This is a genomic window from Stenotrophomonas sp. YJH_SMC_120, assembly GCF_059368675.1.
The window spans coordinates 276,552-301,217 of record NZ_JCAFRY010000003.1; the positions used below are offsets into that span (position 1 = coordinate 276,552).

At 64.2% G+C, this 24,666-nt stretch carries 25 protein-coding genes; 10 read left to right on the plus strand and 15 right to left on the minus strand.

Annotation, left to right across the window (positions count from 1 at the left end; translation table 11 throughout):
- Nucleotides 1–89 precede the first annotated feature (89 nt).
- Nucleotides 90–626: a cold-shock protein gene (locus AC5P60_RS07250; RefSeq protein ID WP_483693353.1), complete on the minus strand. Its 537-nt coding sequence runs from the start codon at nucleotides 624–626 to the stop codon at nucleotides 90–92.
- A gap of 105 nt (nucleotides 627–731) precedes the next feature.
- On the minus strand, nucleotides 732–1,088 hold the full coding sequence (locus tag AC5P60_RS07255; RefSeq protein ID WP_024957929.1) for a hypothetical protein: 357 nt from the start codon (nucleotides 1,086–1,088) through the stop codon (nucleotides 732–734).
- 630 nt (nucleotides 1,089–1,718) lie between these two features.
- On the opposite strand from AC5P60_RS07255, the gene AC5P60_RS07260 reads away from it, so the two are divergent.
- Nucleotides 1,719–2,321 (plus strand): DUF998 domain-containing protein, encoded by a 603-nt coding sequence (locus AC5P60_RS07260; protein WP_483693352.1) that lies wholly within the window; start codon nucleotides 1,719–1,721, stop codon nucleotides 2,319–2,321.
- 495 nt (nucleotides 2,322–2,816) lie between these two features.
- Here AC5P60_RS07260 and AC5P60_RS07265 read toward each other — a convergent pair whose 3' ends face one another.
- Both AC5P60_RS07265 and AC5P60_RS07270 read right to left on the minus strand, forming a co-directional pair.
- Entirely contained in the window at nucleotides 2,817–4,538 is a 1,722-nt protein-coding gene (locus AC5P60_RS07265; RefSeq protein WP_146256998.1) for a wall associated protein, read from the minus strand.
- Between the two features lie 89 nt (nucleotides 4,539–4,627).
- Nucleotides 4,628–5,653, minus strand: a complete 1,026-nt coding sequence (locus AC5P60_RS07270; protein WP_164124055.1) for an RHS repeat domain-containing protein — start codon at nucleotides 5,651–5,653, stop codon at nucleotides 4,628–4,630.
- A 415-nt stretch (nucleotides 5,654–6,068) separates the two neighbouring features.
- Between AC5P60_RS07270 and AC5P60_RS07275 the strand changes: the two genes are divergently transcribed.
- From AC5P60_RS07275 to AC5P60_RS07285, 3 genes are all read left to right on the plus strand, one after another.
- The gene (locus AC5P60_RS07275) at nucleotides 6,069–9,902 is read left to right on the plus strand and encodes an RHS repeat domain-containing protein (RefSeq protein ID WP_483693351.1); all 3,834 of its coding nucleotides are present in this window, start codon (nucleotides 6,069–6,071) and stop codon (nucleotides 9,900–9,902) included.
- Between the two features lies 1 nt (nucleotide 9,903).
- Nucleotides 9,904–10,227: a hypothetical protein gene (locus AC5P60_RS07280; RefSeq protein WP_033834866.1), complete on the plus strand. Its 324-nt coding sequence runs from the start codon at nucleotides 9,904–9,906 to the stop codon at nucleotides 10,225–10,227.
- A 219-nt stretch (nucleotides 10,228–10,446) separates the two neighbouring features.
- Nucleotides 10,447–10,770, plus strand: a complete 324-nt coding sequence (locus tag AC5P60_RS07285) for a hypothetical protein (protein WP_051188033.1) — start codon at nucleotides 10,447–10,449, stop codon at nucleotides 10,768–10,770.
- 71 nt (nucleotides 10,771–10,841) lie between these two features.
- On the opposite strand, the gene arr is transcribed toward AC5P60_RS07285, so the two are convergent.
- Both arr and ubiK read right to left on the minus strand, forming a co-directional pair.
- Nucleotides 10,842–11,276: an NAD(+)--rifampin ADP-ribosyltransferase gene (arr, locus tag AC5P60_RS07290; RefSeq protein WP_033834865.1), complete on the minus strand. Its 435-nt coding sequence runs from the start codon at nucleotides 11,274–11,276 to the stop codon at nucleotides 10,842–10,844.
- Nucleotides 11,277–11,402: 126 nt separating this feature from the next.
- Entirely contained in the window at nucleotides 11,403–11,654 is a 252-nt protein-coding gene (gene ubiK, locus AC5P60_RS07295) for a ubiquinone biosynthesis accessory factor UbiK (protein WP_005419983.1), read from the minus strand.
- A 155-nt stretch (nucleotides 11,655–11,809) separates the two neighbouring features.
- On the opposite strand from ubiK, the gene AC5P60_RS07300 reads away from it, so the two are divergent.
- Nucleotides 11,810–12,148, plus strand: a complete 339-nt coding sequence (locus AC5P60_RS07300) for a P-II family nitrogen regulator (RefSeq protein WP_005411374.1) — start codon at nucleotides 11,810–11,812, stop codon at nucleotides 12,146–12,148.
- A 137-nt stretch (nucleotides 12,149–12,285) separates the two neighbouring features.
- On the opposite strand, the gene AC5P60_RS07305 is transcribed toward AC5P60_RS07300, so the two are convergent.
- Together AC5P60_RS07305 and AC5P60_RS07310 are read right to left on the minus strand one after the other, a co-directional pair.
- Complete coding sequence (locus AC5P60_RS07305) at nucleotides 12,286–12,933, minus strand: hypothetical protein (protein WP_483693350.1); 648 nt, start codon at nucleotides 12,931–12,933, stop codon at nucleotides 12,286–12,288.
- A 116-nt stretch (nucleotides 12,934–13,049) separates the two neighbouring features.
- A complete protein-coding gene (locus tag AC5P60_RS07310) occupies nucleotides 13,050–13,709 on the minus strand; it encodes an RIO1 family regulatory kinase/ATPase domain-containing protein (protein ID WP_049451155.1) in 660 nt (219 codons plus the stop codon).
- Nucleotides 13,710–14,144: 435 nt separating this feature from the next.
- Between AC5P60_RS07310 and AC5P60_RS07315 the strand changes: the two genes are divergently transcribed.
- The gene (locus AC5P60_RS07315; protein ID WP_483693431.1) at nucleotides 14,145–15,050 is read left to right on the plus strand and encodes an aspartyl/asparaginyl beta-hydroxylase domain-containing protein; all 906 of its coding nucleotides are present in this window, start codon (nucleotides 14,145–14,147) and stop codon (nucleotides 15,048–15,050) included.
- A gap of 118 nt (nucleotides 15,051–15,168) precedes the next feature.
- Here the strand turns inward: AC5P60_RS07315 and speE are convergent, their stop codons facing one another.
- Nucleotides 15,169–16,020 (minus strand): polyamine aminopropyltransferase, encoded by an 852-nt coding sequence (gene speE, locus AC5P60_RS07320; RefSeq protein WP_005411371.1) that lies wholly within the window; start codon nucleotides 16,018–16,020, stop codon nucleotides 15,169–15,171.
- Nucleotides 16,021–16,211: 191 nt separating this feature from the next.
- Here speE and speA point away from each other — a divergent pair, with 191 nt between their 5' ends.
- Nucleotides 16,212–18,101: an arginine decarboxylase gene (gene speA / locus AC5P60_RS07325; protein ID WP_483693349.1), complete on the plus strand. Its 1,890-nt coding sequence runs from the start codon at nucleotides 16,212–16,214 to the stop codon at nucleotides 18,099–18,101.
- Between the two features lie 37 nt (nucleotides 18,102–18,138).
- Nucleotides 18,139–18,459: a DUF6122 family protein gene (locus AC5P60_RS07330; RefSeq protein ID WP_483693348.1), complete on the plus strand. Its 321-nt coding sequence runs from the start codon at nucleotides 18,139–18,141 to the stop codon at nucleotides 18,457–18,459.
- A 163-nt stretch (nucleotides 18,460–18,622) separates the two neighbouring features.
- Here AC5P60_RS07330 and AC5P60_RS07335 read toward each other — a convergent pair whose 3' ends face one another.
- The 3 genes from AC5P60_RS07335 to AC5P60_RS07345 are packed head-to-tail and all read right to left on the minus strand — an operon-like array spanning nucleotide 18,623 to nucleotide 20,888.
- Nucleotides 18,623–19,942: a sensor histidine kinase gene (locus AC5P60_RS07335; RefSeq protein ID WP_033834862.1), complete on the minus strand. Its 1,320-nt coding sequence runs from the start codon at nucleotides 19,940–19,942 to the stop codon at nucleotides 18,623–18,625.
- Complete coding sequence (locus AC5P60_RS07340) at nucleotides 19,939–20,598, minus strand: response regulator transcription factor (RefSeq protein ID WP_049402750.1); 660 nt, start codon at nucleotides 20,596–20,598, stop codon at nucleotides 19,939–19,941. Before AC5P60_RS07340 ends, AC5P60_RS07335 begins: the two co-directional genes overlap by 4 nt.
- Nucleotides 20,598–20,888, minus strand: a complete 291-nt coding sequence (locus tag AC5P60_RS07345; RefSeq protein ID WP_033834860.1) for a PepSY domain-containing protein — start codon at nucleotides 20,886–20,888, stop codon at nucleotides 20,598–20,600. Before AC5P60_RS07345 ends, AC5P60_RS07340 begins: the two co-directional genes overlap by 1 nt.
- A 163-nt stretch (nucleotides 20,889–21,051) precedes the next feature.
- On the opposite strand from AC5P60_RS07345, the gene AC5P60_RS07350 reads away from it, so the two are divergent.
- Nucleotides 21,052–21,486, plus strand: a complete 435-nt coding sequence (locus AC5P60_RS07350; RefSeq protein WP_005411365.1) for a PepSY domain-containing protein — start codon at nucleotides 21,052–21,054, stop codon at nucleotides 21,484–21,486.
- A 153-nt stretch (nucleotides 21,487–21,639) separates the two neighbouring features.
- Here AC5P60_RS07350 and AC5P60_RS07355 read toward each other — a convergent pair whose 3' ends face one another.
- The 3 genes from AC5P60_RS07355 to AC5P60_RS07365 all read right to left on the minus strand — a co-directional run bounded on the left by AC5P60_RS07355 (nucleotide 21,640) and on the right by AC5P60_RS07365 (nucleotide 23,963).
- Nucleotides 21,640–22,122, minus strand: coding sequence for a hypothetical protein (locus AC5P60_RS07355; protein WP_483693347.1), 483 nt, complete (start codon nucleotides 22,120–22,122; stop codon nucleotides 21,640–21,642).
- A gap of 126 nt (nucleotides 22,123–22,248) precedes the next feature.
- A complete protein-coding gene (locus AC5P60_RS07360; RefSeq protein WP_483693346.1) occupies nucleotides 22,249–23,457 on the minus strand; it encodes an NAD(P)/FAD-dependent oxidoreductase in 1,209 nt (402 codons plus the stop codon).
- 11 nt (nucleotides 23,458–23,468) lie between these two features.
- A complete protein-coding gene (locus AC5P60_RS07365) occupies nucleotides 23,469–23,963 on the minus strand; it encodes a lipocalin family protein (RefSeq protein WP_164225731.1) in 495 nt (164 codons plus the stop codon).
- A 182-nt stretch (nucleotides 23,964–24,145) separates the two neighbouring features.
- Here AC5P60_RS07365 and AC5P60_RS07370 point away from each other — a divergent pair, with 182 nt between their 5' ends.
- Nucleotides 24,146–24,394 carry a hypothetical protein gene (locus AC5P60_RS07370; protein ID WP_483693345.1) on the plus strand — a complete coding sequence of 83 codons (249 nt, stop codon included), beginning with the start codon at nucleotides 24,146–24,148 and terminating at the stop codon, nucleotides 24,392–24,394.
- Nucleotides 24,395–24,666 lie beyond the last annotated feature (272 nt).

Below are 24,666 nucleotides of genomic sequence, written 5' to 3' on the forward strand. Positions count from 1 at the left end.
GGGCAGAACGGGAAAAACCGTTGAGCCGATGCTAGCGGGGCTTCTGCGCAGCCACAAGTTGCGCCGAAACGGTGCCGAGGGCACGTGGTTCACGCGGCTCTTTTGGAATTTCGGAGCAATGCCGAGGATGATGCTGCCATTCCTTTCACTGCCTGCAATGGTCTGCTGGATAGGCGGAATGACGAGGGAGATTCCAGCCGAGGGTGGCCTGGGTCCCTGAACACGCAGCGCTGGTCATCAGGCACCGACCTGTCAAGGCGCCCAAGCCGTGCCTCAACCCACGAAGGCCCCGCACTTTCCACCAGCAACCGCCCCTGGCTCTGGTGCAGATCCAGCCAACGCTCGAAGCTGGTGCGCAGACGCTCGATGTCTGGCGCCCGCCACCGTGCATCGGCAGGCATGCGGATCAGCACGTGCGAGGGCGCGTTCTCCACGTCCATCACCAGCACGCCCTTGCACCGGATCTCGAAGGACGTCGCCCCGGCATGGCGCGCGTGCAGTTCAAAGCCCTCGTGGGCCTTCGCGGTCACGAAGCCAAGTGCATCACTGTGCAGCAGGCGGTAATCGGCCGGCCGCAGCTTCTGGTAGGCCCACACCTGATCGCCCGCAGGCTCGGGCCACCCCATCTACACCGCCGCCATGATCGAGGCGCACACTGCCGCAGCGGCAAGGCCGTGGTTCTTCATTTGTCACCCCAGACACAGGCAGAAACGTACGCGCCACAAGCGCGCTCAGTCCTTGGGCCGTACCCGTTCGTGGATGAACGCAGTAAGCGCCAGATCGGCCATCACCAGCCCCTCCATCACCCGGTCGCCCACGTACTGCTCAGGCTCACCGTTCTGGCGCGTGCGTTCGGCCGCCAGCAGGATCTCCTGCACGATGCGCTGGCCAGTGAGTGCGCAGTCGGCGTCGGACAACGCCATCTGCCGGCTGCGCAGGTGATGCCGCTCGGGCCAGGGCTGGCCGTCGGCCGCAGCACCCGCGCCGATGGCGTGCAGGATGGCGATGAGGCTGTTGGGATCCAGGGCCGGGGCGGCCGAGGGGGCTTCCTGGATCGGGCGCGGGGGAGGGGAGTGCGGCGTGGTCATGGCGGGCTCCTTGCAAGCAGGCAGAAGCCGCCACCGATAAAGGTGGCGGGCAGAGCGTGGCTCGAAAACCGGTTGCTAGACAAAGCCGGCGGGCACGAGGCCCCCACGCCCCGCCCGCCATAGCCGGCAGACGGATTGCCAGCCGGCACCACGTGCGGTGGTGCCGGCTGGCAAGCGCAAACTTACGTCTAGCAATCCGGGTTTTCGAGTCCCGACCACCGATGCACGGTGGCGCAGTAACGATTACCTGCTGTTGTGCGGAATGCCAACGGGTAGGGGTCAATGCCGCCAAAACCCGAGACGCTTTTGGCATTGTCGCATAGCCCCGGATGCGGCGAGAGCCTTGGCGTGCTTGGCGCAGCGGCACTTCTGGAACGGAGTCGTCAGAACCTTCCGTCAGAGATGTAGGGCGCGGCAAATGCGACAGCATTGGTCTGACGGTCGCTGATGGATGCCGCGTAATTCGCCTCCATGCGTGAGTGACTTTCTGCCTATTGACCCCGTGGGGCGTCACGCAGAATCTGACTACCGTTGTAGTCACCAGGAACTGTCCTGCCCGCAGCAGGAAGGTTCTGCGGCGTTTGAACGGACTCCACCCACCGGCGCAGGCCGCTACAAGGATCACTGGACGTGTTACGCCGCAATCGACTTCTTCTGTCTGCGGGTCTGCTCCCGCTTCCGTGGTTCCTGTTCTGGACCAGCGTCGCTGCCCTGTTCGCGCCGGGTTACAACCCGCTTGCCCAGCACGCCAGCGAGCTGCTGCAGGCGCCAATGCTTGCAAGCATTTGCGCCAGGATCGCCGCCATCGGCTCTGGCGTGGGATTCGTGGCGTTTTCAGTTGGGGTATGGCGGGAATCCGGTCGCCGGATTGCCGTAGGTGCGATCTGCTGGATGATCTTTGGCATTTCCATGCTGACCAACGGGCTCTGGCCCATGGGCCATCCGATGCACGGCTTCTACACCATCGGTATCGCAAACATCATTGCACCGGCGATGTCGCACATCGAGATGAGCGCGTGGTCTGCCAACCGCAGGGCGTACGCCGTGACTGCTATGGTGAGCATCGTGGGCATCGTCTATCTCTGGTTGAACGTGGTGGGAGCGGATCCGGAGGGGTTCAGGGGGCTGACACAGCGCCTGTTCTCGTCGATCAACTCGCTGTGGCCATTCCTGGTTGCGTTGTACCTGCTGCGAAGGGGTTCAAGCGTGCCGTGGACGCAGGCGACGCATTGATGGAGAGGCATGCTGGCACATGGATGGCGATTGGGCGCGTGGAGTTGAGAAGGGGACGGGGATTCTTCGCCGTCAGCTGATCTATGTTCAAGTGCATCAGGACCATTTCGTTGCCTGCGTGGTCGCTGGTGACAAGTCCATTCGCCGTGAGTGCAACGCACTTGGCAATCGTGCCGGGCCGGTCAGGAACTTCTCGATTCTCCAGGGCCATATCGAGGCGATGATCTGGTGGAGATGTTCAAGTAGGGGCCGGCCAACTGTTCATTCGAACTCAAGCAGATTCGCCGCTCGACCGCATTCTTGCAGCGTGAGCGTCGGGTCCCTGCTGAGAGCAGACACGCTGGTGATCGAAGCGAGATTCATGTCCAGCCTCCGTCCCGTGGGGACCTGAAACCCGAACAGCTGGGCACGCTCATCTCAAGCGTGGCTGCTCTCCTCAGCCACGAGTAGTACCCACTCGATAGGTGCACCTGGGATATCCCGCGTCCGTACAGTTCAGGGCTGGACGGCGCTCGATTCAGTGATGCTTGTGGGGCGCGCCATGGTGTCGAAGGCATTCACCCTCCAACTGCTTTTCACCCCATCCTGAAGTGTCGAACGCTCGCGCAGGGGATTGATCCTGGACAGATACCAGCCCCTGCCTGCTGCTGGCATGATGCTGATTCCAGCATACAACGGGAACTGGCCTGGATCGCCGAACTCGTAGCTGGTGGTCTGCACACTGCCGGGGCGTTCGACGCGCAGGGGATACCCTTCCGAATGATCTGCCTTGTTGCTGAAAACGTGTCGCACCGTTGCGCCAGAGGGCTCCACAACCACGACCTGCTTCTCCATTGGCGAATTCGGTTTGCAGGTCATCGGGTCGTTGGCAGCCAGACCACTTACGTAACAACCATTGTCTGGACCATAGTTGTAGGTCCATTCGTAGGGTGCTGGCAGTCCTGGGCCGCTGACCACTTTCTTGGTGAGGGACCAGGCGTAGTAGCGGGCTGGGAAGGTCTCCATTGTCTCCCGTATCAACGCCGTATTGGGCTGGGCGCTGCAACTGTAGTATCCATACGAGCGCCCATGCAGCGTTGGCGTGATCGTGAAGGTGGCAACCGCTCCACTGGGGTGCTGCATTGAAGCGACTGAGCTGTAAGTTGGAACGCCCGGATTGTTGCAGAATGCACGCAACGCCGGCACGTTTCCTGCTGCCTCGAACGACATGGTCAAGCCAGGTGTGAAGGACCAATAAGAGTTGTCAGGCAGGGTTACCGTCGTCAGTACGCCTGCGGGGTAGTCATAGGTCCAGGTTCTCCCAGCAGCACGGACCTGGGAAATGCGCGTGCCGTTGTAGGAGAACTCGACAGATCTTCCGTCGGTGGAGGAAATACGGCGCAGCTGGCCGCTCGGTGCGTCCCACTCATAATTGAGGGCGTTTCCAAAACGGTCGCGGGCGGTCACCGGGAAAAGGCGATGGTCGGCGCGCTGCAGTACGTAGCGCGTTGGCGTCAAGTTGCTGTTTCCGCCAGGCTGTGGGCCGTACGTCACGATTGGAAGCTCGAACCGCTTCACCATGAAGGCAAACTGGTAGGTGATACCTGCCGGGGTTAGTACCTCGAATCCTTCCTCGGCACCGCCCTTGATCGCGATGCAGCGGATGGCCGCGCCCGACTTTGTGGTCAGCGGGTACGTACCGCCGTTGCCTGGGCGAAGCCGGGCGTTCTCCTGGACTTTCAGGATCTCCTCTTCGCCTACACCTGGCAGGTAAAGGAATGTGCCATGCCAGAAATCCTCGGGCATCACCTGGCGCTCGGGTCTCGGCCGCGATGGTGACTCCCCCTGGACGATCTCAACAGCGGGCCAGGCATACTTGGAGCAACGATTGAGGTTGCGGCCGTCAAGTCCGGAGTTCCATCCGCCCTGCTCGCTGAAAACACCGTGTACGGAGGGAATGGCCAGGTCCCAGTCTGAGAAGAAGCGCGTACCGCCCTGCGATCCCACAGTCAGCTTCCGGCTCACTTCGATGTCCAGGCCGGGGCCTCCCGGCAGTACCAGGTCTGTCTGCAGGAACTCCAGTGAGCCCGTATACAGGCCCAGCTTGTCGCCGAAAGCGTCTTCGGCGGAAAGCGATTGCACCGTTGAACTCGCGCGCAGCCGCGCGGGATAGTCATCGGCCACGGAGAGCTGGTTGCCTGCACTGGCCTCCAATGCAAGCCCCAGCGATAAGATCACCGTCAGCCACCTGGCAGTTTCCCTTGTATGTTCCATCCGTTGCTCTCCTGCCACTGTGTACGGGGGTGATTTCAACACGTGACCTGGCGTCAGCGGCTGATTGAGACCGGTTTCCCGAAAACATCCCGGGCAATGGTCGTAATGGTTCCATCCGCCTTGCGTATTTTTACGGGGGCTTCGTAGTTGGGCTCTGCAAACATCTGGTACCACGTGCGGGTCTGAAGACCTCCTGGTTGTGTCACCAGGGTGAACGCTCCAGAAGAATCGGCCCCATAGGCCGTGGTGGTGATCAGCAGGCCCTGCTCGCTGTCCTGGCTGGACGCCGTCAACCGACCAAGCGCGTCGTACTCGCTCCACACGCCCGTACTCGGGTTGGCAGCAGCTGAAGGGTAGGAGGCAAATACTTTACGGCCCTGGCTGTCATAGGCGAAGCGGGTGTACTTCTGGCTTTCGGCCACACGTGCAGCGTCGTACTGCCAAACGGTAAGCGGTCGCCACAGGGCGTCATAGTAGGTCACAGTGACCGCATTGCCGGTGGTTTCAGTCTGCCGCCAATGGCCTGCTGCAATGCCATGCTCTTCGCCGCTAACGGACTCGAAGATCCGGGTCGTCGGAGTCCAGTTGACCGTATCGCCAGCCGGAGGCGTGACCCGGTTGATCCGGCCCATGCTGTCGTAGCCGTAGGTGGTGATGCTGCCGTTCTCGTCGGTAATCTGGGTGATCCAGCCCTGGTCGCTGACTGCGGCGATCTGGGTGGTACCGTCGGGGCGTTTGATCGACTGCGGTATGCCGCGCTTCCAGCTTCCGTAGCGCGTGGTATTGCCGGCACCGTCGACGCTGCTGGCCAGCGTGCCGTCACCGTTGTAGGAAAGCCTGGTCTTGAGGATGCCAAACTCGCTGCGCGTTGCTGGAAGGGCCGTGCCGGTGTCGTAAGTGGTCGACTCGGTGACGACGCCATTGATGGTGCGCGTGGCAACCTGGCCCAGTACCCATGCACTGGTGCTGTCGTAATAGGTGATCTGCTCGGTGCGCGAGTACTGCTGAGCCACTGCCGGCCCGGTGATGCATGCCAGAAGAAGCACGAGCTTCCGGCGACGTGACGATCGATTATGCATTCCCACTTCCTCGTGAGCCCATCTTCCTGCCTGTACACACCAACCTCCGCGGCGCGCGCTGGGCCGGTTGGCATGCCCCCGTTTCTGCAAAGACTGGAGTGCGTCTCGCGACCTGCGCTGCAGGCTGCTCCTCCGTTGGCCGCAGCAGCCTACAGCAGGCAATGGCTGCGCGGAAGATGGCAACGCAATCGGCAGGGCGATGCTCTGCGCTCGTGCAGCGGGCATGACCGATGTGATATACAGCGCGTTGCGATCTTCCGTGTTCGACGACCGATGCCGCGATGTGGCTGCAGATCCTGCCTGGGGAACAAGGTCAGGGTCGACTCCGGTTCCGTCCACGCCGATACGCGCACAAGGGGGCCAACGGCGCAGCGCGCGGGAGGCAGGTGGAACTGCGATTCAAGGAATGCTTCGCATGTTGAAGTACGTTGTCGTTGCCGTGGTACGGGCTCTTCCTGCGCTCGCCCTGCTTCTTGGTGTTGCTGTAGCTTCCTCTGCCAAGGCCGCCCCCTTCTGCGAAGAGCCCCGCATGCTCAGGTCGGCGGCTGCGGCTACTTCATCATCGTTGCGGGCATTCTGCCCGGAGTTCCCGGAGCTTCCCCCCGAACCCGAGTATCACGCGTCGATCTTTGCCGGTCAGAGCGTTCCCACGACGATGGTGGTGGGCCAGCGTTACAACGTCAGCGTATCCATGCGCAACACCGGTACGCTGGTGTGGACGGCGGCGCAGAACGTCAATCTGGGCTCGCAGAACCCGGGCGACAACTGGACATGGGGCTTGCACCGTGTTCCCACCCCGGGCAGCGTCGGCGAAGGGCAGACCGCCACCTACAATTTCACGGTCACCGCACCGCGGAATGCGGGCCGCTACAACTTCCAGTGGCGCATGGTGCAGGACGGGGTGACCTGGTTTGGCCCAAGCTCCAGCAACGTGCAGGTCAACGTCGTCGGATCGACCATCCGCGGCAATATCGATGGCATCACCAACGGGCAGATCACCGGCTGGGCCTGCTCCAGCGGCATCAATGATCCGATCGACGTCCATGTGTACCTGGGCGGCGCTGCGGGTGCCGACGGTGCGGTCATGGTGGGTGGCTACCGCGCCGGCAGCGTGAGCGAACCTGGCGTCGCCACCGCCTGCGGAGCAGCGGGCGGCGCCTATCGTTTCTATATTCCGATCCAGGGGGACTGGACGGTCAGCCATGCCAACAAGCCCATCTACATCCATGGAATCTCACCGGTGGGCGCGCCCAACCTGACCATTGGTGGTTCGGGCAACTTCCGAATTCCCTACAACACGCCTCCGTCGGTCGCGTTCACCGCGCCTGCGGCCGGTGCCGTGGTGGCGGAGGGCGGGTCCACGCTGATCTCGGCCAATGCGTCCGATCCCGATGACGGCGTATCGCAGGTGACATTCCTGATCGACGGCAATGCCCGGGCAACCAGTGGTGCACCCTATCAATGGACCTACAGCGATATTCCCGAGGGACCGCACACGCTCCAGGTGCAGGCCCGCGATACCCGCGGCGCGGTGACCACCACGCCAGCCCGGACGATCTATGGTTCACGCGTGATTGGAGACACCGGCGTGGCCAACGGTGCCATCTTTGGTTGGGCATGCGCAACGCACTTCAACGGTTCGATTCCGGTTCACCTCTATCTTGGAGGTCCGTATGGAACGGGTGTGGGCTATGGCATCGCCACCGCAAACCTGGGTAGCGAGCCTGCCATCAACAATCAATGCAAGGGTGGTGGTGGCGCGTACCGTTTCAGCATTCCGATCACCGACGCAATGGTGCGCGATCACGGTGGCAAGAAGATCTATCTGCATGGCATATCGCCGGTCGGCGGCGGCAACAATGTGCTGGCAAACGGCGGTACCTTCAGCGTGCCGGTCAACAGCCCACCGACGATATCGCTGGTATCACCTGGCAACGTGCAGGTGGAAAGTCCGGGAGAGATCCGGCTGGTTGCCAACGCCAGCGATCCCGACGATGCCGTGGCGCAGGTCGCTTTCTATCGCGATGGGAATCAGGTCGCAGTGGTTGGCGCCGCACCCTACGAGTTCACGGTTTCCGGCCTGGGTGCAGGGAGCTACAGATTCCATGCGGTGGCCACTGATCGACGCGGCGCAACCGCGATATCGAACACGCATACGGTGTCGGTCGTCCGCGGGCAGTCGCCCCGTGCGGTTACGCGGACCTATGTCTACGATGGCAACCAGCGGCTGTGCAAGACCATCGAGCCGGAAACTGGCGCTACCGTGGTGGACTACGATGCCGCGGGTAACATTGCGTGGACGGCGTCCGGGCTTGATCTGACCGACACCGGTGCCTGCAACCGCGCCGAGGCCTCGGATTCGGGGCGCCGTGTGGATCGTGCCTACGACGCACTCAATCGTGTTGTGCGGATACGCTTCCCTGATCGCAACGGCGACCAGGACTTGAGCTATCGCAACAGTGGCGAAGTACAGAGCGTCACCACCTGGAACGACCAGGGCAGGCAGACCATCGTCAACTCCTTCCAGTACAACAAGCGCAACCTGTTGGTGGGCGAAAGCGCGGCCAGCACCGGACGCCCAACCTGGTCGATGGGGTACGGTTACGACGCGCAGGGCGCGCTGGCCAGCGTGGTCTATCCGGGCGGTCTGACAGTCAGCTACGCCAACAATGCCCAGGGGCAGCCGCTAAGTGTCTCCGCGGGCGGTGTCAGCTACGCCTCCGGTGTGCGTTACCACCCGACCGGGTCGGTGCAGTCCTTCAGCTATGGCAACGGTATTGTCCATGCGACGCAGTTGAACGCGCGGCAACTTCCGTATCAGCAGACCGACGCGGGCGCCATGTCCTATCGCTACAGCTACGATGCGATCGGCAACGTCACGGGGATTGCAGATCTGCAGCAAGGTGCCGGCTTCGATCGCACGTTGCAGTACGATGCTGGCCAGCGGTTGGTTGCTGCCGGTTCGGCCAGCTTCGGCGGTGATCACTGGCATCGGTACAGTTACGACGCGCGCGACAACCTGCTGTCCGCCTCACTGGGCGGCGTCAAGGACTACCGCTACTGGTACGACGAGCGCAATCGCCTTGCCAACATCCTCAATGCGGATGGCGCGACGATCATCGGGCTGTCCTATGACGCCCAGGGCAATCTGCGAAGCAAGAATGGTCGGGTCCACGAATTCGATCTCGGCAACCGCTTGCGCACCATCCAGGGCCTGGAAAGTTACCAGTACGATGCCGCCGGCCGTCGGACGGTGACCTCCGATGGTAGCGGTGATCGGCTGCGCTCGTTCTATGGACAGGGTGGACAGCTGTTGTATGAGCAGCGACGTGACGGCGGGGCGGCGGAGTTCATCATGCTGGGCAGCCGCCTGTTGGCCAAGCGCCAGGGTGGCGTGGTCACTTATCAGCACGTGGATTCGCTCGGAAGCCCGGTGGCAACCAGCAATGCGGCAGGGCAGGTGACCGAGCGGACACAGTACGAGCCCTACGGCCAGTCCATCGGCAAGGCCATCGATGGCGTGGGATACACCGGCCATGTCTCCGATGCCGCGTCCGGGCTCGTATACATGCAGCAGCGCTACTACGATCCGCAGATCGGGCGGTTCCTGTCGGTTGATCCGGTCACGGTCTATAGCAGCCCCGTGGGTGCGTTCAACCGCTATCGGTATGCCGACAACAGCCCCTACAATTTTATCGATCCCGATGGCCGGCAGGCCTTCGGGCATCAGCGAAGTGAGGACATTCCCTGGTGGGATGTCACCGGACGCGTCGGTAATTGGTTCGCAGAAACAAGAGATCTCAGTGCGCAGGTTGGATTCACTGGCGACCCCATTGCCCAGGACGCGCTTGTCGACCAGTACAGGGCGGCCGGCGATGCAATTGTGGCAGTGCAGATGGCGGCATTGCCGGAGTTCTCAGGCGCCGCACGAGCTGAAGCAGTGGTCTCCAGGCATGCGGCAGTTGGGGCTGATAAGATCGCCCAGAAATTCTTTGAGCGGGCAACTACCGCCAGGCGTATTGCCCTTCAAACGGACAAGTTCCATTCCTTTCCGTCTGCGGTGGACGCGTATGCTGCCAGATTTGGGCAAGTAAAAACTGTCCAGGACTCTCGTGGCAAAGCAGTTCAAATGCTGACGGTTCGTGGTGAAATGGAAGGAAGCAAGGGCACTGTCAAGGGTACGTTTGAGTACATCAAGAACTCCAATAATGAGATCTACCACAGATTGTTCAGGCCTGATGGAAAATAACGTGAGCGGCACCACGCATCGTGACCTTCTTGCATTCCAAGAGCGACATGGGATATCGGTTGATGAGAACTTTCCCCCTCTCGCGTTGGCAAGAGGAGATGCGCTTGAGTTCATGAGACTGCTGCGCTCTTTGAACCAGCGTCCAGTCGGGATAGAGCTGTGGAGGCACACCGCGCGAGGTTACGACGTGGATGGTCTTGGCGGGTGGTACAGCGTCATTGACGACGAGAAAGAAAATTTCGATGAGGCAGTTGAATATCTCAGTAGGGGCTCGTTTGGAGACATGGATAGATTCTTCGTGCAGTACGAAGACATGAATGGCTGACTATTCTCCGATAGCACGCTCGCGGTGGATGTTGACTTTTCCGGGATGGTATTTGCATGTGACATGAATTCCGGGGGCTGGAAAAAGCATCATTTCACGGTGCATACCGGCGCGCGCGTGACGGTGCCCGTGTCTATTCCAGGCAATCGGAGAGCTCGGTGGAGATCCTTGCGAAGAGCTCGAAGGATAACCAAGAGCAGGTCATCAGGAGGTTGCAGGATGTCTACGGTAAGTAAGCTGGGCGAAGTTGAGGTGACTCTGCTCGGCGCAGTCGACGACGTTCTCGATGACAATGTTGACGTAGTCATCAGGCTTCCCCAGGGCGAGGTAAGAACATCAACGTTCTTCACCATGAAGAATATTGAGGCGATCGTTGCCAGATACAGGGCGAGTGGTGAGTGCTTGTCGGGAAGATTCTTCTGGTCCAAAGACATGGTCATCGTTGAAGATCTTCGAATGGAGACCATTCGTGAGATCGTCCATGAACTAGTCCGTAGTGGGGAGTATCGTCATGCGTTCGGTATTGCCAAGCTTGAGGATTGAGGCCCGTCCATTGAGTGACTGCTTTCGGGAGCGGGTGAGGGCTGAACATAAGTCGGCTGTTGGGCTGGCCATCAATTGATGATCTCCCCACTCCCCGAAGCAACAAACGCCTTCAACTGCTGGACGAACTCCGCGTCATACAGCTCCCACTCCGTAATCTCCCCAAGAACCCGCAACGGCTGCGCACTCCGATACGACCGCGTCGGGTTCCCGGGAAACTTCTTGTTGGTCACATTCGGATCGTCTTCAAACGGCCCGGTCGGCTCCACTACATACACGCGCGGCCGCCCCTCACCCTTGGCCATCTCCGCAGCCAGCCCGGCGCCCTTGGCAATCGTGGTGAAGTAGATGTGGTTCATCACCACACTGTCGCGATAGTTGGAGCGGAAGCCCGCGCTCAGCAGCTCGCCCACCGCCAGATCAGCGCGTGTGCCGTGATAGAACGGCCCGGCGACCTGGTCGCAGGTGCCATGCGAAACGGGTGTCCAATCGGTGTCCTGCGCCATCGCTGCTGCCCCCGCGTGTCCTGCCGGATCGACAGGCCGGCGAGTCTAGGGCGCCCGGTGGGCCTTGCTGCAAGGCCCCATCCGGGAAATAATCTGTAAACGGGAGGCGCGGTGCGCCTCCTTTTTTCATTCTGCGGCGCCGCGCCCTTCCAGCTCGCGCACGGCGGTTTCCAGCGCATCCAGCTTCTGGCGGGTCTTCAGTAGCACGGCGCGCTGCACTTCGAACTCCTCGCGGGTGACCAGGTCCAGCTTGGCCAGGCCGGCCTGCAGCGCGCTCTTGAAGGTGGCCTGCAGTTCCTCGCGCGATTCGCGCAGGCCCGGCGGCACCAGGTCGCTGAGGCGACGGGCGAGGTCATCGATTTGATTCAGGTCGATCATGGGGTGCTCCGTGGGGGTGGGCCCGTGCATCCGGCGCGGGCAGGCCATTCGGGCACAAGGATACTGCTGGCACCCACTGCCCGGACAGGCCGCAGCGGCTTCGCACGGGCCGCGTTCAGGCGCTATCCTCCACGCCGGAAGACAGGAGATAGACGATGAAGATGGTCATGGCGGTGATCAAGCCGTTCAAGCTCGACGACGTGCGCGAAGCGCTGGCCGAGCGTGGGGTCACTGGGATCACGGTGACGGAAGTGAAGGGCTTTGGTCGCCAGAAGGGCCACACCGAGCTGTACCGCGGCGCGGAGTATGTGGTCGACTTCCTGCCGAAGGTGAAGCTGGAAGTGGCGGTGACCGATGACCAGGTGGAGGCCGTGGTTGAGGCCATCGTGAAGGCCGCCGGCACCGGCAAGATTGGTGACGGCAAGGTGTTTGTGTACGACCTGGGCAGTGTGGTGCGTATTCGTACCGGTGAGTTGGACGCGGACGCGTTGTAAGGGGGGGGCTGGACCGCTGCGCAGTCTGAGCGACGGGATGCTTGCCGCCTCTGTTGTAGAGTCGAGCAAGCTCGACTCCACAACCGGGATCGGGCGGAGCGAACACCCGTGTTCGACGAAGTACCCTCCCAGTGTGATCAACCCGGCGGAATGAGGGAGGACGACCGCCACTCCGGCAGACCGAGCGCGCGGCGGGTGCGCGTCACGGTGGCGGCGATCTCTGCCTCGAAGCCGCCATCACGTTGCAGCAGCGGCATGAGTTCGGCACAGCGTTGCTTCAGCACATCGACCCATGGCGCTGGGTGGGTCTCCGTAGCGGCCAGTGCCAAGTGCCTGCGACCCTCGTCGTAAGCGCCCGCCAGCCCGGCAGTGATGCCCGCATGGATGTGTTCGCGGATGCCCGGTTTGGGGTGGAGGTTCATCAATGCACGCACATGCCCCGGGGTGGGGAAACGGTCACGCAGGGCCAGTACCTCGGCGGCGGCCTGCTCGGCCAGTGCCTGTGCGGCCGAGGCAAACTCGGCGGTTTCGGTGAAGCGTTCGAATCCGGCAACGCGGCCGCCCACGTCGAAGGACAGGTAGTCCTTTTCTTCCCAGAGCCAGCAGGCGCCGACATTGAGGTAGCTGCCCCTGTCCCATGCCGAAGGCTGGAACTCGACCACCCCGACCCACCAGCCCTGGTCGTCAAGCCAAGTGCGCGAACGGCCCTTTTGCACGCAGCCCAAGGGGCGCAGTATGGATCTTGCGGCTGCAGTCAGCAGGCGGGTGTGTTCAGGTGTCGGCATCCCCAGCATCCTTGCGAGTGGCGTGCCGACGAGTATCGCAGAGCACATCGGGCGTGTGGCCCGGGGCAAATGCGGGGCAAACAGCAGTCGCGCAAGCAATGCAGGGCGAACAGCGCTTACCGCCGCTTGGCCCACTTGTAGAACCGCTTCCAGCCCTGCCGCACGGCAGCGACCCAGCCCGGGTCGGCCACCAGTGCGGCCTGCGCGGCACTTGGCGCCTGGCCGGTCACGCGCTGGCGGATCTTCAGCAGGTTCTTCATGTCGCTGCGGCTCAGTTGCCGGCTCAGCGGGTTGCGGCGCAGCCAGCGCGGGGCGCGCCAGGCCGAGGTGAAGTCCAGCAGCACCGGCACGCCGCCGCTGATCACCACGTTGGTGCCATGCAGGTCGTTGTGGGTGATACCGGCGGCGTGCAAGCGGCTGAGCGCGTGCTGCAGCTGCTCGAACACCTCATTGCCGACGGCCTGTGCGGTGCTCAGGGTCTGGCCGGGGATGAACTCCATGCCCAGCGCCAGGCCACCGAGGGTGCCGAGCAGCGCGGGGGCGTGCTTCCAGCCGCCGAGGCGCTGCAGCATGCGGGCCTCGCGGCGCACCATCAGTCGCGCGATCAGCGAAACGGGCGTGCCGCGGTAGCGGGAATAGTCCTTGATGACTGCCTCGCGCCCGTCCAGGCAGGTGCGATAGACGTCGGGGGCCAGGAAGCGTTCGCCGCGCTTGAGCAGCAGCGGGGTGGCGGCCTCATCGCCGCAGGAGGAGGGGGGCAGAGCAGGAAGATACATGTCGGGGTCTCGGACGACCCGGTGGGTGGCGCAAAGCGTCAAGCGAACCGGTGTTACAGGGAGTTACTAAGTTTTCGTTAATTTTAGTACTCGCCAGTTCGCTATTCCACGATTTGTCGGAGAAATGTCAGGGGCGTGGCTGGAACAGTTCGTCGCGCTCAATCGGACAATTATGTCTCACTTGGCCGACGGATCTTTCCGAATCAATAGGTTGGGCGTCGCATCGGTTCGTTCATCCGCGGCCCGCTGAACGTCGCGCACGTCCGGCTTGACCCCGACGCACGGCCTGCCGACCATAAGCTGTTAATTCGCGACATCGGCGGCCGCACCCTTCGGCACGTCCCCGTTCCCTGCCGCGTTCCTTACCGATGCTGGCCACCAGGCCGTGCATCGCCCCGATTCCCGTTCCGGCCGCGGCTGGAGGAAAGTGCTTTGATCATCAAAATCGTCATTGCAGCGCTGTTCGTGGCCTGCGTGCTGTACATCCACTTCCGTGGCAATGTCCGCGCGCGCTGGTCGCGCCAGCTGCTGGATCACTCCAGTTTCATGGCCCCGATCAACGTGGTCATGTACATGTTCTCGAAGGTGCCGACCACGCCGTTCCTGGATCCGGCCAAGGAGTTCCCGCAGCTGGAGCCGCTGCGCCAGAACTGGCAGATGATCCGCGATGAGGCGCTGGCGCTGCGCGATGCGCAGAAGATCGCCGCGTCCAGCACGTTCAATGATGCCGGTTTCAATTCGTTCTTTCGCCGTGGCTGGAAGCGCTTCTACCTGAAGTGGTACGGCCCGTCGCACCCGTCGGCGAAGGCGATGTGCCCCAAGACCACGGCGTTGCTGGAGTCCCTACCGGACGTGCGTGCGGCGATGTTCGCGCAGCTGCCGTCGGGCAGCGAGCTGCGTCCGCACCGCGACCCGTTCGCTGGTTCGCTGCGCCTGCACCTGGGCCTGGCCACGCCGAACAACGACGGCTGCTACATCGAAGTGGACGGCATCAAGAAGAGCTGGCGCGATGGCGAGTGGATGATGTTCGACGAGACCTACATCCACCACGCGCACAACGAGACGCCCGATGACCGCGTGATCCTGTTCTGCGACATCGCCCGCCCGCTGCGCTTCGGCCTGCCGGGGCTGTTCAACCGCGCGGTGGCGGCCACGTTGCTGGCCGGTGGTGCCTCGCCGAACCTGCCGGGTGACCCGACCGGTGGCGTCAACAAGGCGTTCGGCAGCGTCTACAAGGTGCGCCTGAAGGCCAAGGCACTGCGCGAGCGCAGCGTGGTGGCCTACCAGCTGATCAAGTGGGGCCTGGTGGTGGCGGTGATTGCCGGTATCTGGGCGCTCTGATCGTTGCATGAGGTTGCCGGCCAGCGGCCGGCACTACCGGAACATGAAAAAACCCGCGCTGTCGCCAGCGCGGGTTTTTCTTTTGCATGGGTGGGTGCCGACCGTTGGTCGGCACGCCTTACTTCAGTGCCGCCTGCACGAACGGCGGGGTCACCAGCACGCCGGTGTGCAGCGCGGCGGTGTAGTACAGGGTGTTGAAGGTCTTGGCAGCCGAGTCGGCCTGGCGGAAATCGAAGCTGCTGTCGCCCTTGCGCGCCATGGTCACGCTCCACCAGCCGGTGGGGTAGCACGGCTGCGGGAATGGCAGGGTCTTGAACGAACCGAAGCCGGCCTTGCCCATCTCGGTGCGCATTTCGTTGATCAGCTCCAGCTGCATCAGCGGCGACTCGGACTGCTGCACCAGGATGCCGTCGTCCTTCAGGGCCTTGAAGCAGCTCTCGTAGAAGGCCTTGTTGAACAGGCCTTCACCGGGGCCGACCGGGTCGGTCGAATCCACGATCACCACGTCCACGCTGCCCGCCGGGCAGTTGGCCATGTAGGCCACGCCGTCGTCGAACAGCAGCTCGGCGCGGGCGTCGTCGTTGGAGTCGCACAGTTCCGGGAAGTGCTTGCGCGCCATCACGGTGACCTGCTCGTCGATATCGCACTGGGTCACGCTCTCCACGCCGGTGTGCTTGAGCACTTCGCGCAGGGTGCCGCAGTCGCCGCCACCGATGATCACCACGCGCTTGGGCGCGGCGTGGGTGAACAGCACCGGGTGGCTGATCATCTCGTGGTAGAAGAAGTTGTCCTTGCTGGTCAGCATGATGGCCCCGTCGATGGTCATCAGGTTGCCCCAGTCGGTGGTCTGGAAGATCTCGATCTTCTGGAACGGCGACTGCACCTCGTCCAGCTTGCCGGTGATGCGGTAGCCGATGGCCGAGCCGGTGCGCTCGAAGTGTTCGATGTACCAGTTGTTGCTGTCAGTCATTGGAAAACAGTCCTGTTCGGAGGGGTGGAGCCGGGCTGGCGGGCGGGGCCGCGTGGCACAGATGCCACATCCGGACGGATCGGCCCGTTCAGGTTGGAACCTGTCACGGGCGCGGGCGCGCATGATAACGAACCTGTGGGCATATAGGCGTTATCATGCCCCCCCTTTTATTGCCAACAAGGCCGACTGAAATGACCGATTGGTCCCTCGACCAAGCCCGCAAGACCTACTCGATCCCGCATTGGGCGGACGGTTACTTCGACGTGGATCAGGCCGGGCACATGGTGGTGAGACCGACCGGGGCGGACGGCCCGGTGGTGTCGCTGCCCAAGGTGGTCGATGCTGCGCGCGCGGCCGGTGCCAAGCTGCCGCTGCTGGTGCGCTTCCCGGACATCCTCGGCCAGCGCCTGGGCAAGCTGCAGGCGGCCTTCGCCCAGGCCCAGCAGGACTGGGAGTACAGCGGTGGCTACACCGCCGTGTACCCGATCAAGGTCAACCAGACCCGCGGCGTGGCCGGTACCCTGGCCAGCCACCACGGCGAGGGCTTCGGCCTGGAAGCGGGCAGCAAGCCCGAGCTGATGGCCGTGCTGGCGCTGTCGCGCCCGGGTGGCCTGATCGTCTGCAACGGCTACAAGGACCGCGAGTACATCCGCCTGGCCCTGATCGGCCGCAAGCTGGGCCTGCAGACCTTCATCGTCATCGAGAAGCCGTCCGAGCTGAAGCTGGTGCTGGAAGAGTCCAAGGCGCTGGACGTGAAGCCGGGCCTGGGCGTGCGCATGCGCCTGGCTTCGCTGGGCGCCGGCAAGTGGCAGAACAGCGGTGGCGACAAGGCCAAGTTCGGCCTGTCGCCGCGCCAGCTGCTGGACCTGTGGAAGTCGCTGCGTGACACCGAGTACGCCGACTGCCTGAACCTGCTGCACTTCCACATGGGCTCGCAGATCTCCAACGTGCGCGACATCGCCAACGGCATGCGCGAAGCCACCCGCTACTTCGTGGAGCTGTCGCGCCTGGGCGCGAAGATCACCCACGTCGACGTGGGCGGTGGCCTGGGCGTGGACTATGAAGGCACCCGTTCGCGCAGCTTCTGCTCGATCAACTACGGCCTGCATTCCTACGCCAGCAACATCGTGCAGCCGCTGGCCAATGCGTGCGAAGAGTTCGGCCTGACCCCGCCGCGCATCGTGACCGAGTGCGGCCGCGCGATGACCGCGCACCACGCGGTGCTGATCGCCAACGTCTCGGAAGTGGAAGAGGCGCAGGAAGGCCGCGTGCCGGACCAGCACGACGACGAACCGGCGGCGATTCGCCACCTGCGCGAGATCCACGACGAGCTGGACGTGCGCCCGGCGGTGGAGCTGTTCCAGGAAGCGCAGCATTTCCATGCCGAAGGCCTGGCCAGCTACGCGCTGGGTCAGATCGACCTGCCGCAGCGTGCGCGTATCGACGACCTGTTCTACGCCATCGCCCACGGCGTGCGTGCGCGCCTGAGCTATGACGAGAAGAGCCACCGCCCGGTGCTGGACGAACTGAACGAGCGCCTGGTCGACAAGTACTTCGTCAACTTCAGCGTGTTCGAATCGGTCCCCGACGTGTGGGCAATCGACCAGGTGTTCCCGATCGTACCGATCGAGCGCCTGGACGAGACCCCGGACCGTCGCGGCATCATCGCCGACATGACCTGCGACTCGGACGGCATGGTGGAAACCTATGTCGAGAACGAGAGCCTGGACAGCTCGCTGCCGCTGCACAGGATGAAGCCGGGCGAAAGCTACCGCATCGGTTTCTTCATGGTCGGCGCCTACCAGGAGATCCTGGGCGACATTCACAACCTGTTCGGTGATACTGACGCGGTGGAAGTGCTGGCCGATGCCGATGGCTACGCCATCACCCAGCAGCGCCGTGGTGACACCACCGACGTGATGCTCGATTACGTGGGTTACCGCCTGGACGAACTGCGTGCGACCTATGCGCAGCGCGTGGCCGAGGCCCAGTTGTCGCCGGAACGTGCGCAGGAGTTGTCGGAGGCGCTGGAAGCCGGCCTGACCGGTTACACCTACCTGTCCGACGAACCGCTGGTCTGATGGACGGCGCCGGGTTTGCCCGGCGCCGCCGTTGCCGATGAGCGCGCGCGCGATCTTCCACCTGTTCCTGCATGCCGCCGTGCCAGCCCTGCTGGCATGGCTGTTCTGGCGCAAGCGCTTTGCCTCGGCATGGTTGCTGATGCTGCTGGGCTGGATCATCGATCTGGACCACCTGCTGGCCGACCCGATCTATGCACCGAACCGCTGCAGCATCGGTTTCCACGCGCTGCACACCGCACCGGCGATTGCCGTGTATGCAGGCCTGTGCGTGCCGAAGAGAACGCGGTTGTTCGGCATCGGTTTGATCATCCACATCGTGCTGGACGCGATTGATTGCTGGTGGATGCATCACCGTTGATGCTTGGTGCGTGTCGACCAAGGTCGACACCTACCGGGTGCACGGCGACCGGTAGGATTGGTGCTTGGTAGAGCCGGCCGCTGGCCGGCTTCCGCAGGGCGTTTCCGGTTACTACGTGGTTGCCGGCCAGCGGCCGGCACTACCCACCGTTAGGTTGGCCGCTTCACGCCACCGGCAACCACAACGTTGCGCGCAGGCCGGGCTGCGCATTCTCCAGCGCCAGGCGCCCGCCATAACTGGCGGCGATATCGCCCACGATCGCCAACCCCAATCCACTGCTGCCCTCGCGCTCATCCAGGCGTACACCACGCTGTGTGACCTGGGACAGCGCATCCGCCGCCAGGCCAGGGCCGTCATCACGCACTTCGATGCGTAACTGCCCGTCGTGGGCTTCCGCTTCGACAGTGACCTGCTGTTGCGCCCACCGCCCGGCGTTGTCCAACAGATTACCCAGCATCTCTTCCAGATCCGCACTGGCACCGGCGAACTGCAACGCCGGATCAATGCCTTCCGCTGTGAACGCAATGCCGCGTTCGCCATGCACGCGTGCCATCAGCCGGCACAGCGCCTGTCCGACAGTCGCCACGTCGGTGCGTTGGCGATGGTCGGCGGCCAACCCAGCGGCCAGGTAGCGGTCGACACTGGCCTGCATGCGGGCGCTCTGCTCACGAACGGTCGCCCGCCAGTCCCCGCCGTCGCCGTCGGCCTCGGTGGCCAATACGCTCAGCGGGGTTTTCAGCGCATGCGCCAGATCCTGTGCGCTGGTACGCGCGCGCGCGACCATGCGTTGCTGGTGCTCCAGCAGCGCGTTGAGTTCTTCGCCCAGTGGCGCGACCTCCGCCCCAAGTCCCTGCGTCTCGATGCGCTGCGCATCGCCGCGCCGAACCCGTTCCAGCTGTGCGCCGAGGCGGTGCAGCGGACGCAATCCGAAGTGCACCTGGCTGGCCAGCACAGCCAGCCAGGCCGCGACCAGCACGCCCAGCGCGATGGCGGTGCGCTTGCGGAACGCGGCCACATCCGCATCCAGCGCGCTGCGGTCGGTGGCAACCACGGCGACGAACGGTGCGCTGGCGCGCGGCAGGCGCACCTGCTGCACGCGTGCACGCAGGGATTGCTGTAGTGGCCCAGCCAGATTGCGCGTGGCCGCACCTGTGGCCATGGCCGGCAGGGTTTCATCCCACAGCGAGCGCGACTGCAACAGCACGCGGCCATCGGCACCGGCAATCTGCCAGTAGGCACCGGAGAACACGCGCTGGAAGCGCGCGTCATTGGGTTCCTGGCGCAGACGCAGCTGTCCTTCCGGGTCCACTTCGGCCTGCGCCAGCAGGGTCAGCATGTCCTGCTGCAGTTCGTGGTCGAGGCGGTCACGCGCGCTGCGCTTGAACAGTTCGCCCAGCAGCGCGCTGGCCAGCAGCGAAACCAGCAGCAGGCCGGCGCCACCAGCCAGCAGCAGGCGCCGCCGCAGCGAGGGTTGCCGGCTCACGGCGCGGCCAGCCGCCAGCCCTGGCCGCGCACGGTCTGAATCAGATCGATGCCGAGCTTGCGGCGCACGCGTCCGAGCAGCACGTCCAGCGCATTGGAGTCCGGGTCGTAGCCGCCGTCGAACACCTGTTCGCCCAGGCGGTCGCGGCCGATCACCTGGCCGCTGTGGTGGATGAAGTAACTGAGCAGGCGGAACTCCTGCGGGCTGAGCGACAGCGGTTGGCTGTCCAGCTCGAAACGGCCAGCGTTGACGTCCAGCTGCAGTGGTCCGCAGTGCAGGCGCGGGCTGGCGTGGCCATGGCTGCGGCGGATCAGGGCGCGCAGGCGCAGCACCAGTTCGTCGGCCTGGAACGGTTTGGTGAGGTAATCGTCGGCGCCTGCGTCGAAGCCGGCCAGCTTGTCGTGCCAGCGCCCGCGTGCGGTCAGCACCAGCACCGGGAAGCTGCGGCCGTTGCCGCGCCAGCGCTCGATCACGCTCAATCCGTCCAGCCCGGGCAGGCCCAGGTCGACGATGGCCGCCTGCAGGTCTTCGATCTGGCCGATCTCCTCGGCCTGGCGGCCGTCGGCGACCACGTGCACCACGTAGCCGGCCTGTTCCAGCAGGGGCACCAGGCGCTGTGCCAGTGCGGCATCGTCTTCGGCCAACAGGATGCGCATCAGTCGTCCAGCTCCGTCTTCAGCAGCTTTCCGCTGCGCGCATCATAGTCCAGCTCCACCACCACGCCGTCGCTGCGCAGGATCTCCACTTCGTAGACGCCGTCGTCCAGCTCCACTTCCAGCAGTTGGCCCGGAAAGCGCTTGAGCGCATCGCGCACCACGCTTTCCAATGGCACGTAGCGGCCCTGCTGCACGGCGCGGCGCGCGACCTGCTGCGCCGGGTCCTGTGCGGGCGCGGCGGCGGTCGGGGCGCTGGCCAGGGCCAGCAGCAGGGGCAGGGTGGAGAGCATCGGGGCGCGGGGAGGACTGTAGGACCAGGCGTGAGTGTGGCGGAGGTGACTAACAGCTGGTTAACAGTGCCGGCTAAGGCGCTGTTAACCACGGGGTGCATTGTGGCGTTGCCGGGATGGTCCGGCCACGAACACGAACACGAACACGAACAGGAGAACCCCCATGTTGAAGTCACTCACCCTCGCCACTGTTGCCCTGCTGGCCGTCGCGCCGGCCGTACAGGCTGCGCCGCTGGGCATGGCCCAGGTTGAACAGACCCTGCGCAAGGCCGGCTACACCCAGATCCACGAGATCGAACGCGATGATGGCCTGTGGGAGGCTGACGTGAGCCGCGCCGATGGCCGCTTCAGCGAGGTCTACGTGGACCCGAAGACCGGCGAGATCTTCGATGAGCACAGCAGCCGCGCGCTGTTGACCACCGAGCAGGTGCTGGCACGGGCACAGGCGCATGGCCTGCGCGAGATCCATTCGCTGGAACGCGATGGTGCGACCTGGTCGCTGGAAGCCCGCAATGCCCGCAACCAGAAGGTGGAGGTGCGCCTGAGCGGTTATGACGGCCGCATCCTGCACAGCGAGCGCGATGGCTGGCTGGATTGATTCGCGTGCGGGTAGGTGCCGGCCGCTGGCCGGCACGGAATGCAGAGCGTGTCGACCAAGGTCGACACCCACCGGCACATGCAAGGTCGACACCTACCAAGCGTACGCAGCGATAGTGGCCGACCTTGGTCGGCCCAGGCCCGACGCGGGGCGTTACCAGCCAAACGGCGGCGGGTAATCCCAATAGCCCGGGCCGCGGCCGTAGTAGCCGCCGTACGGGCCGAAGAAGCCCGGGCCCTTGCCTTCGCTCACGTGGATGTTGACGTTGACCCCGTGGGTCTTGCCCTCATCGGTGGTGTAGTTCTTGCTCAGGTTCAGCGTGGCGGCGTTGTAGTGGCTGTTGCCACCGTTCTTGGAATAGCCGATGCCGGTGGTGAAGCTGCCGGATACCTTGACCTTGTCGTCGGTGACGTCGGCGATCGTCGCGTCGTCGTGTACGCGCGGGCCGCTCTTGTCACCGTAGTACGTGCCCGGCGGATCCTGCTGCAGGGCCGGGTCGTTGAGGTAGCGCATCGGCGCCTGCGGCAGCGTCAGGTCCAGGCCGGCAGCCTGCGGCGCGGTGGCGCCGGCGGCGGACTGGGCCAGCACGGTTCCCGGCAGGGCCAGGCACAGCAGCAGGGTCAGGGGGCGGATCATGACGGTGCTCCAGCGGACAGATGACCGCGCAACACGCGGCGGTACAGGCCGACGCTAGCAGGGGCTGCTTGAATGATGCCTGTCGGCGCCCGCTCGCGGTAGAGCCAGGCCATGCCTGGCTGCAGGCTACAAGCGCCCGAACCCGAACAGCCCCGCCAGCGGATGCGCCCGCCGCTCGATCCCGGCCCGCAGCAGCTGCGCGCCGATCATCGAATAGGTGATGCCGTTGCCGCCGTAGGCCATGGCGAAGTGCACCCGCGGCCCCCACTGATCGTGCGGGCCGAAGAACGGCAGGCCGTCCGCCGTTTCGGCGAAGGTGCCGGCCCAGGAAAACGCCGGCACCGGGTCCAGCCGTGGGAACCAATGCAGCAGCTGCTTCATCAGCTTGTCGGCCTTGCTCTGAACGCGCCGGTCGCGGCGGGCGGGGATGTCGATGGCGTCGTCCAGCCCGCCCACCAGCAGGCGACGGTCGCCGGTGGCGCGCAGGTACAGGTAGGGGCGGGCGCTCTCCCACACCATGGTGGTGCGCAGCCGGCCGAGCACGTCCGCATCGATGGGATCGGTGATGAAGGCGTAGCTGCTGCGGTTGCGTGCAACCCGTTGCTTGAGCCAGCGCTGGCTGGCATAGCCCATGGCCAGCACCACGTGGCGTGCGCGGATGGTGGCACCGTCTTCGGTACGGGCGGTCACGCCGCGCGCAGTGGCGTCGAGGCTGTGCAGCACCGTGCGGTCATGCACGTGGCCGCCGCGCCGACGCAGGCGCTGCAGCAGTGCATAGGTCAGCCGATACGGGTCGACCCGCGCCGCCTGGCGCGTGAGCAGGGCTCCACCGGCGTCCACGTCGAAGCGTTCCTGCAGTGCCTCCGGGCCCAGCCAACGGGCATCCAGGCCGATGCTGCGCCGCGCCTCACCTTCGGCCATCAGGCGCGGAACGTCGCGACGGCGGCTGGCCAGGTACAGGCTGTCCATACGCTGGAAATCCACGTCCTTCAACCCGCGTGACACGTCGCCCAGCGCTGGGATTGCTTCCGCACACGCCCGGTAGGCAAGCGCCGCGGCGTCCTGGCCATAGCGCTGGGCCAGTTCCAGCAGGTGGGTGTCGATCTCGTACTGCAGCAGCGCGGTGCTGGCAGCGGTGCTGCCCCAGCCGATGTCACGCTGCTCGATCACCGCCACGTCGTGGCCATGCCCGGACAGCTCGTCGGCAATCAGCGCACCGGTGATGCCGCCGCCGACCACCAGCACGTCGCAGCGCAGATCCCTCTCCAGCGGTGGGAAGGCGTGGATCAGGCCGTTGCGCACCGCCCACCAGGGGTAGCCACTCTTCAGGTCCATGAGTGGGCAGTTCAGGCTGTGGGGCGACCGGTGTGCGGGGTGTGGATCAGTTCGGACAGATCGAAGCCCTGCAGGCGGGCGGTGGCCAGATAATGGTCCTGCACGGTGGCGTCCAGCTGCGGTTCGCGGGCCAGCAGCCACAGGTACTTGCGGTCCGGGCTGCCGACCAGCGCCACGCTGTAGTCCGGAGCGATCTGGATCACCCAGTAGTCGCCCTTGGCGAACGGCAACCAGCGCAGGCCCTTGGGCAGGAAGCTCACCTCCAGGCGCGCGCTGTCGTTGTCGACGGCACAGGCCTCGCCGGTGGCTTCCTCGACGTCGCCGTCCATGCGGCAGCGGTTAGTGACGCCGACGTTGCCGTTGTCGAGCAGGGTGTAGTGCGCCGACACATCGGTGCAGCCTTCCGGCTCGTGGCGCATCGGCAGGCGTGCGATTTCGTACCAGGTGCCCAGGTAGCGGGGTAGCTTGAGGTCGGCGACGGTCTTCAGCGGCGGGTGGTCGGTCATCGGCGGTCGTGGCAGGGGTGGGCCTCCACGATGCCGATGGCCTTGCCATGGGCGGGTGAAGCCGGGGCGATGGCCGTGTCCAGAACGTTCCGTCGCCGCTGCGGCGTGTCCGTTGTCACCGGCGTGGCGGTATGCTGCCGCCAGCGCCGTGTTTTCCTGATCCAACCGAGGTGGAGGTGCCGATGTACCAGGTAATCCTGTTGAAGAGTGAATCCGCGTTCGCACGCGAGCAGTGGGCGCAGGTTGATGACCTGGTCGACTACGAGGGCGTCAGCTACAGCCTGCGTGCCGGCCCGCGCCAGCCGCTGCCCACCGACCACGACTGGCACCCGGTGGTGGTGTACGCGCCCGATGAGATCACCGAGGAAGAGTTCCAGGACTGGTACGCGCTGCAGCAGCCGGCCGTGGAAGAGCTGCGCCTGAAGTACTGACTTCGCCGGCGTGGCGTGCGTGCGCGCGGAAACGTGGGCGGGGTGAACCGACGGGGTAGAGTCGACTGTTGGTCGACTGCTCTTCGCTGGACGCTTTGCAAAGCCCGCGCTGCGCGCGATAGTCGACTAACTGTGATCTCTCGGTAGGTTGTTCATCCGGGACATCTTTGGAAAATGGTGGTTACCACACCTATCCAGTCCCCAAAGAGCCCGGATGAACCACCATAAAAATGCCCGTTTGACGCCGTTTAGTCGAGAACTTCTTGTCCGCC

What these genes read in the sequence shown, in the direction of transcription:
- AC5P60_RS07345 (WP_033834860.1), bottom strand. Translation starts at nt 20,888, where the DNA reads ATGCTCTCCACCCTGCCCCTGCTGCTGGCCCTGGCCAGCGCCCCGACC.
- AC5P60_RS07285 (WP_051188033.1), top strand. Translation starts at nt 10,447, where the DNA reads ATGTCTACGGTAAGTAAGCTGGGCGAAGTTGAGGTGACTCTGCTCGGC.
- AC5P60_RS07330 (WP_483693348.1), top strand. Translation starts at nt 18,139, where the DNA reads ATGAGCGCGCGCGCGATCTTCCACCTGTTCCTGCATGCCGCCGTGCCA.
- AC5P60_RS07350 (WP_005411365.1), top strand. Translation starts at nt 21,052, where the DNA reads ATGTTGAAGTCACTCACCCTCGCCACTGTTGCCCTGCTGGCCGTCGCG.
- AC5P60_RS07270 (WP_164124055.1), bottom strand. Translation starts at nt 5,653, where the DNA reads ATGCATAATCGATCGTCACGTCGCCGGAAGCTCGTGCTTCTTCTGGCA.
- AC5P60_RS07310 (WP_049451155.1), bottom strand. Translation starts at nt 13,709, where the DNA reads ATGTATCTTCCTGCTCTGCCCCCCTCCTCCTGCGGCGATGAGGCCGCC.
- AC5P60_RS07370 (WP_483693345.1), top strand. Translation starts at nt 24,146, where the DNA reads ATGTACCAGGTAATCCTGTTGAAGAGTGAATCCGCGTTCGCACGCGAG.
- AC5P60_RS07355 (WP_483693347.1), bottom strand. Translation starts at nt 22,122, where the DNA reads ATGATCCGCCCCCTGACCCTGCTGCTGTGCCTGGCCCTGCCGGGAACC.
- ubiK (WP_005419983.1), bottom strand. Translation starts at nt 11,654, where the DNA reads ATGATCGACCTGAATCAAATCGATGACCTCGCCCGTCGCCTCAGCGAC.
- speE (WP_005411371.1), bottom strand. Translation starts at nt 16,020, where the DNA reads ATGACTGACAGCAACAACTGGTACATCGAACACTTCGAGCGCACCGGC.
- AC5P60_RS07255 (WP_024957929.1), bottom strand. Translation starts at nt 1,088, where the DNA reads ATGACCACGCCGCACTCCCCTCCCCCGCGCCCGATCCAGGAAGCCCCC.
- AC5P60_RS07250 (WP_483693353.1), bottom strand. Translation starts at nt 626, where the DNA reads ATGGGGTGGCCCGAGCCTGCGGGCGATCAGGTGTGGGCCTACCAGAAG.
- arr (WP_033834865.1), bottom strand. Translation starts at nt 11,276, where the DNA reads ATGGCGCAGGACACCGATTGGACACCCGTTTCGCATGGCACCTGCGAC.
- speA (WP_483693349.1), top strand. Translation starts at nt 16,212, where the DNA reads ATGACCGATTGGTCCCTCGACCAAGCCCGCAAGACCTACTCGATCCCG.
- AC5P60_RS07305 (WP_483693350.1), bottom strand. Translation starts at nt 12,933, where the DNA reads ATGCCGACACCTGAACACACCCGCCTGCTGACTGCAGCCGCAAGATCC.
- AC5P60_RS07365 (WP_164225731.1), bottom strand. Translation starts at nt 23,963, where the DNA reads ATGACCGACCACCCGCCGCTGAAGACCGTCGCCGACCTCAAGCTACCC.
- AC5P60_RS07300 (WP_005411374.1), top strand. Translation starts at nt 11,810, where the DNA reads ATGAAGATGGTCATGGCGGTGATCAAGCCGTTCAAGCTCGACGACGTG.
- AC5P60_RS07360 (WP_483693346.1), bottom strand. Translation starts at nt 23,457, where the DNA reads ATGGACCTGAAGAGTGGCTACCCCTGGTGGGCGGTGCGCAACGGCCTG.
- AC5P60_RS07340 (WP_049402750.1), bottom strand. Translation starts at nt 20,598, where the DNA reads ATGCGCATCCTGTTGGCCGAAGACGATGCCGCACTGGCACAGCGCCTG.
- AC5P60_RS07275 (WP_483693351.1), top strand. Translation starts at nt 6,069, where the DNA reads ATGTTGAAGTACGTTGTCGTTGCCGTGGTACGGGCTCTTCCTGCGCTC.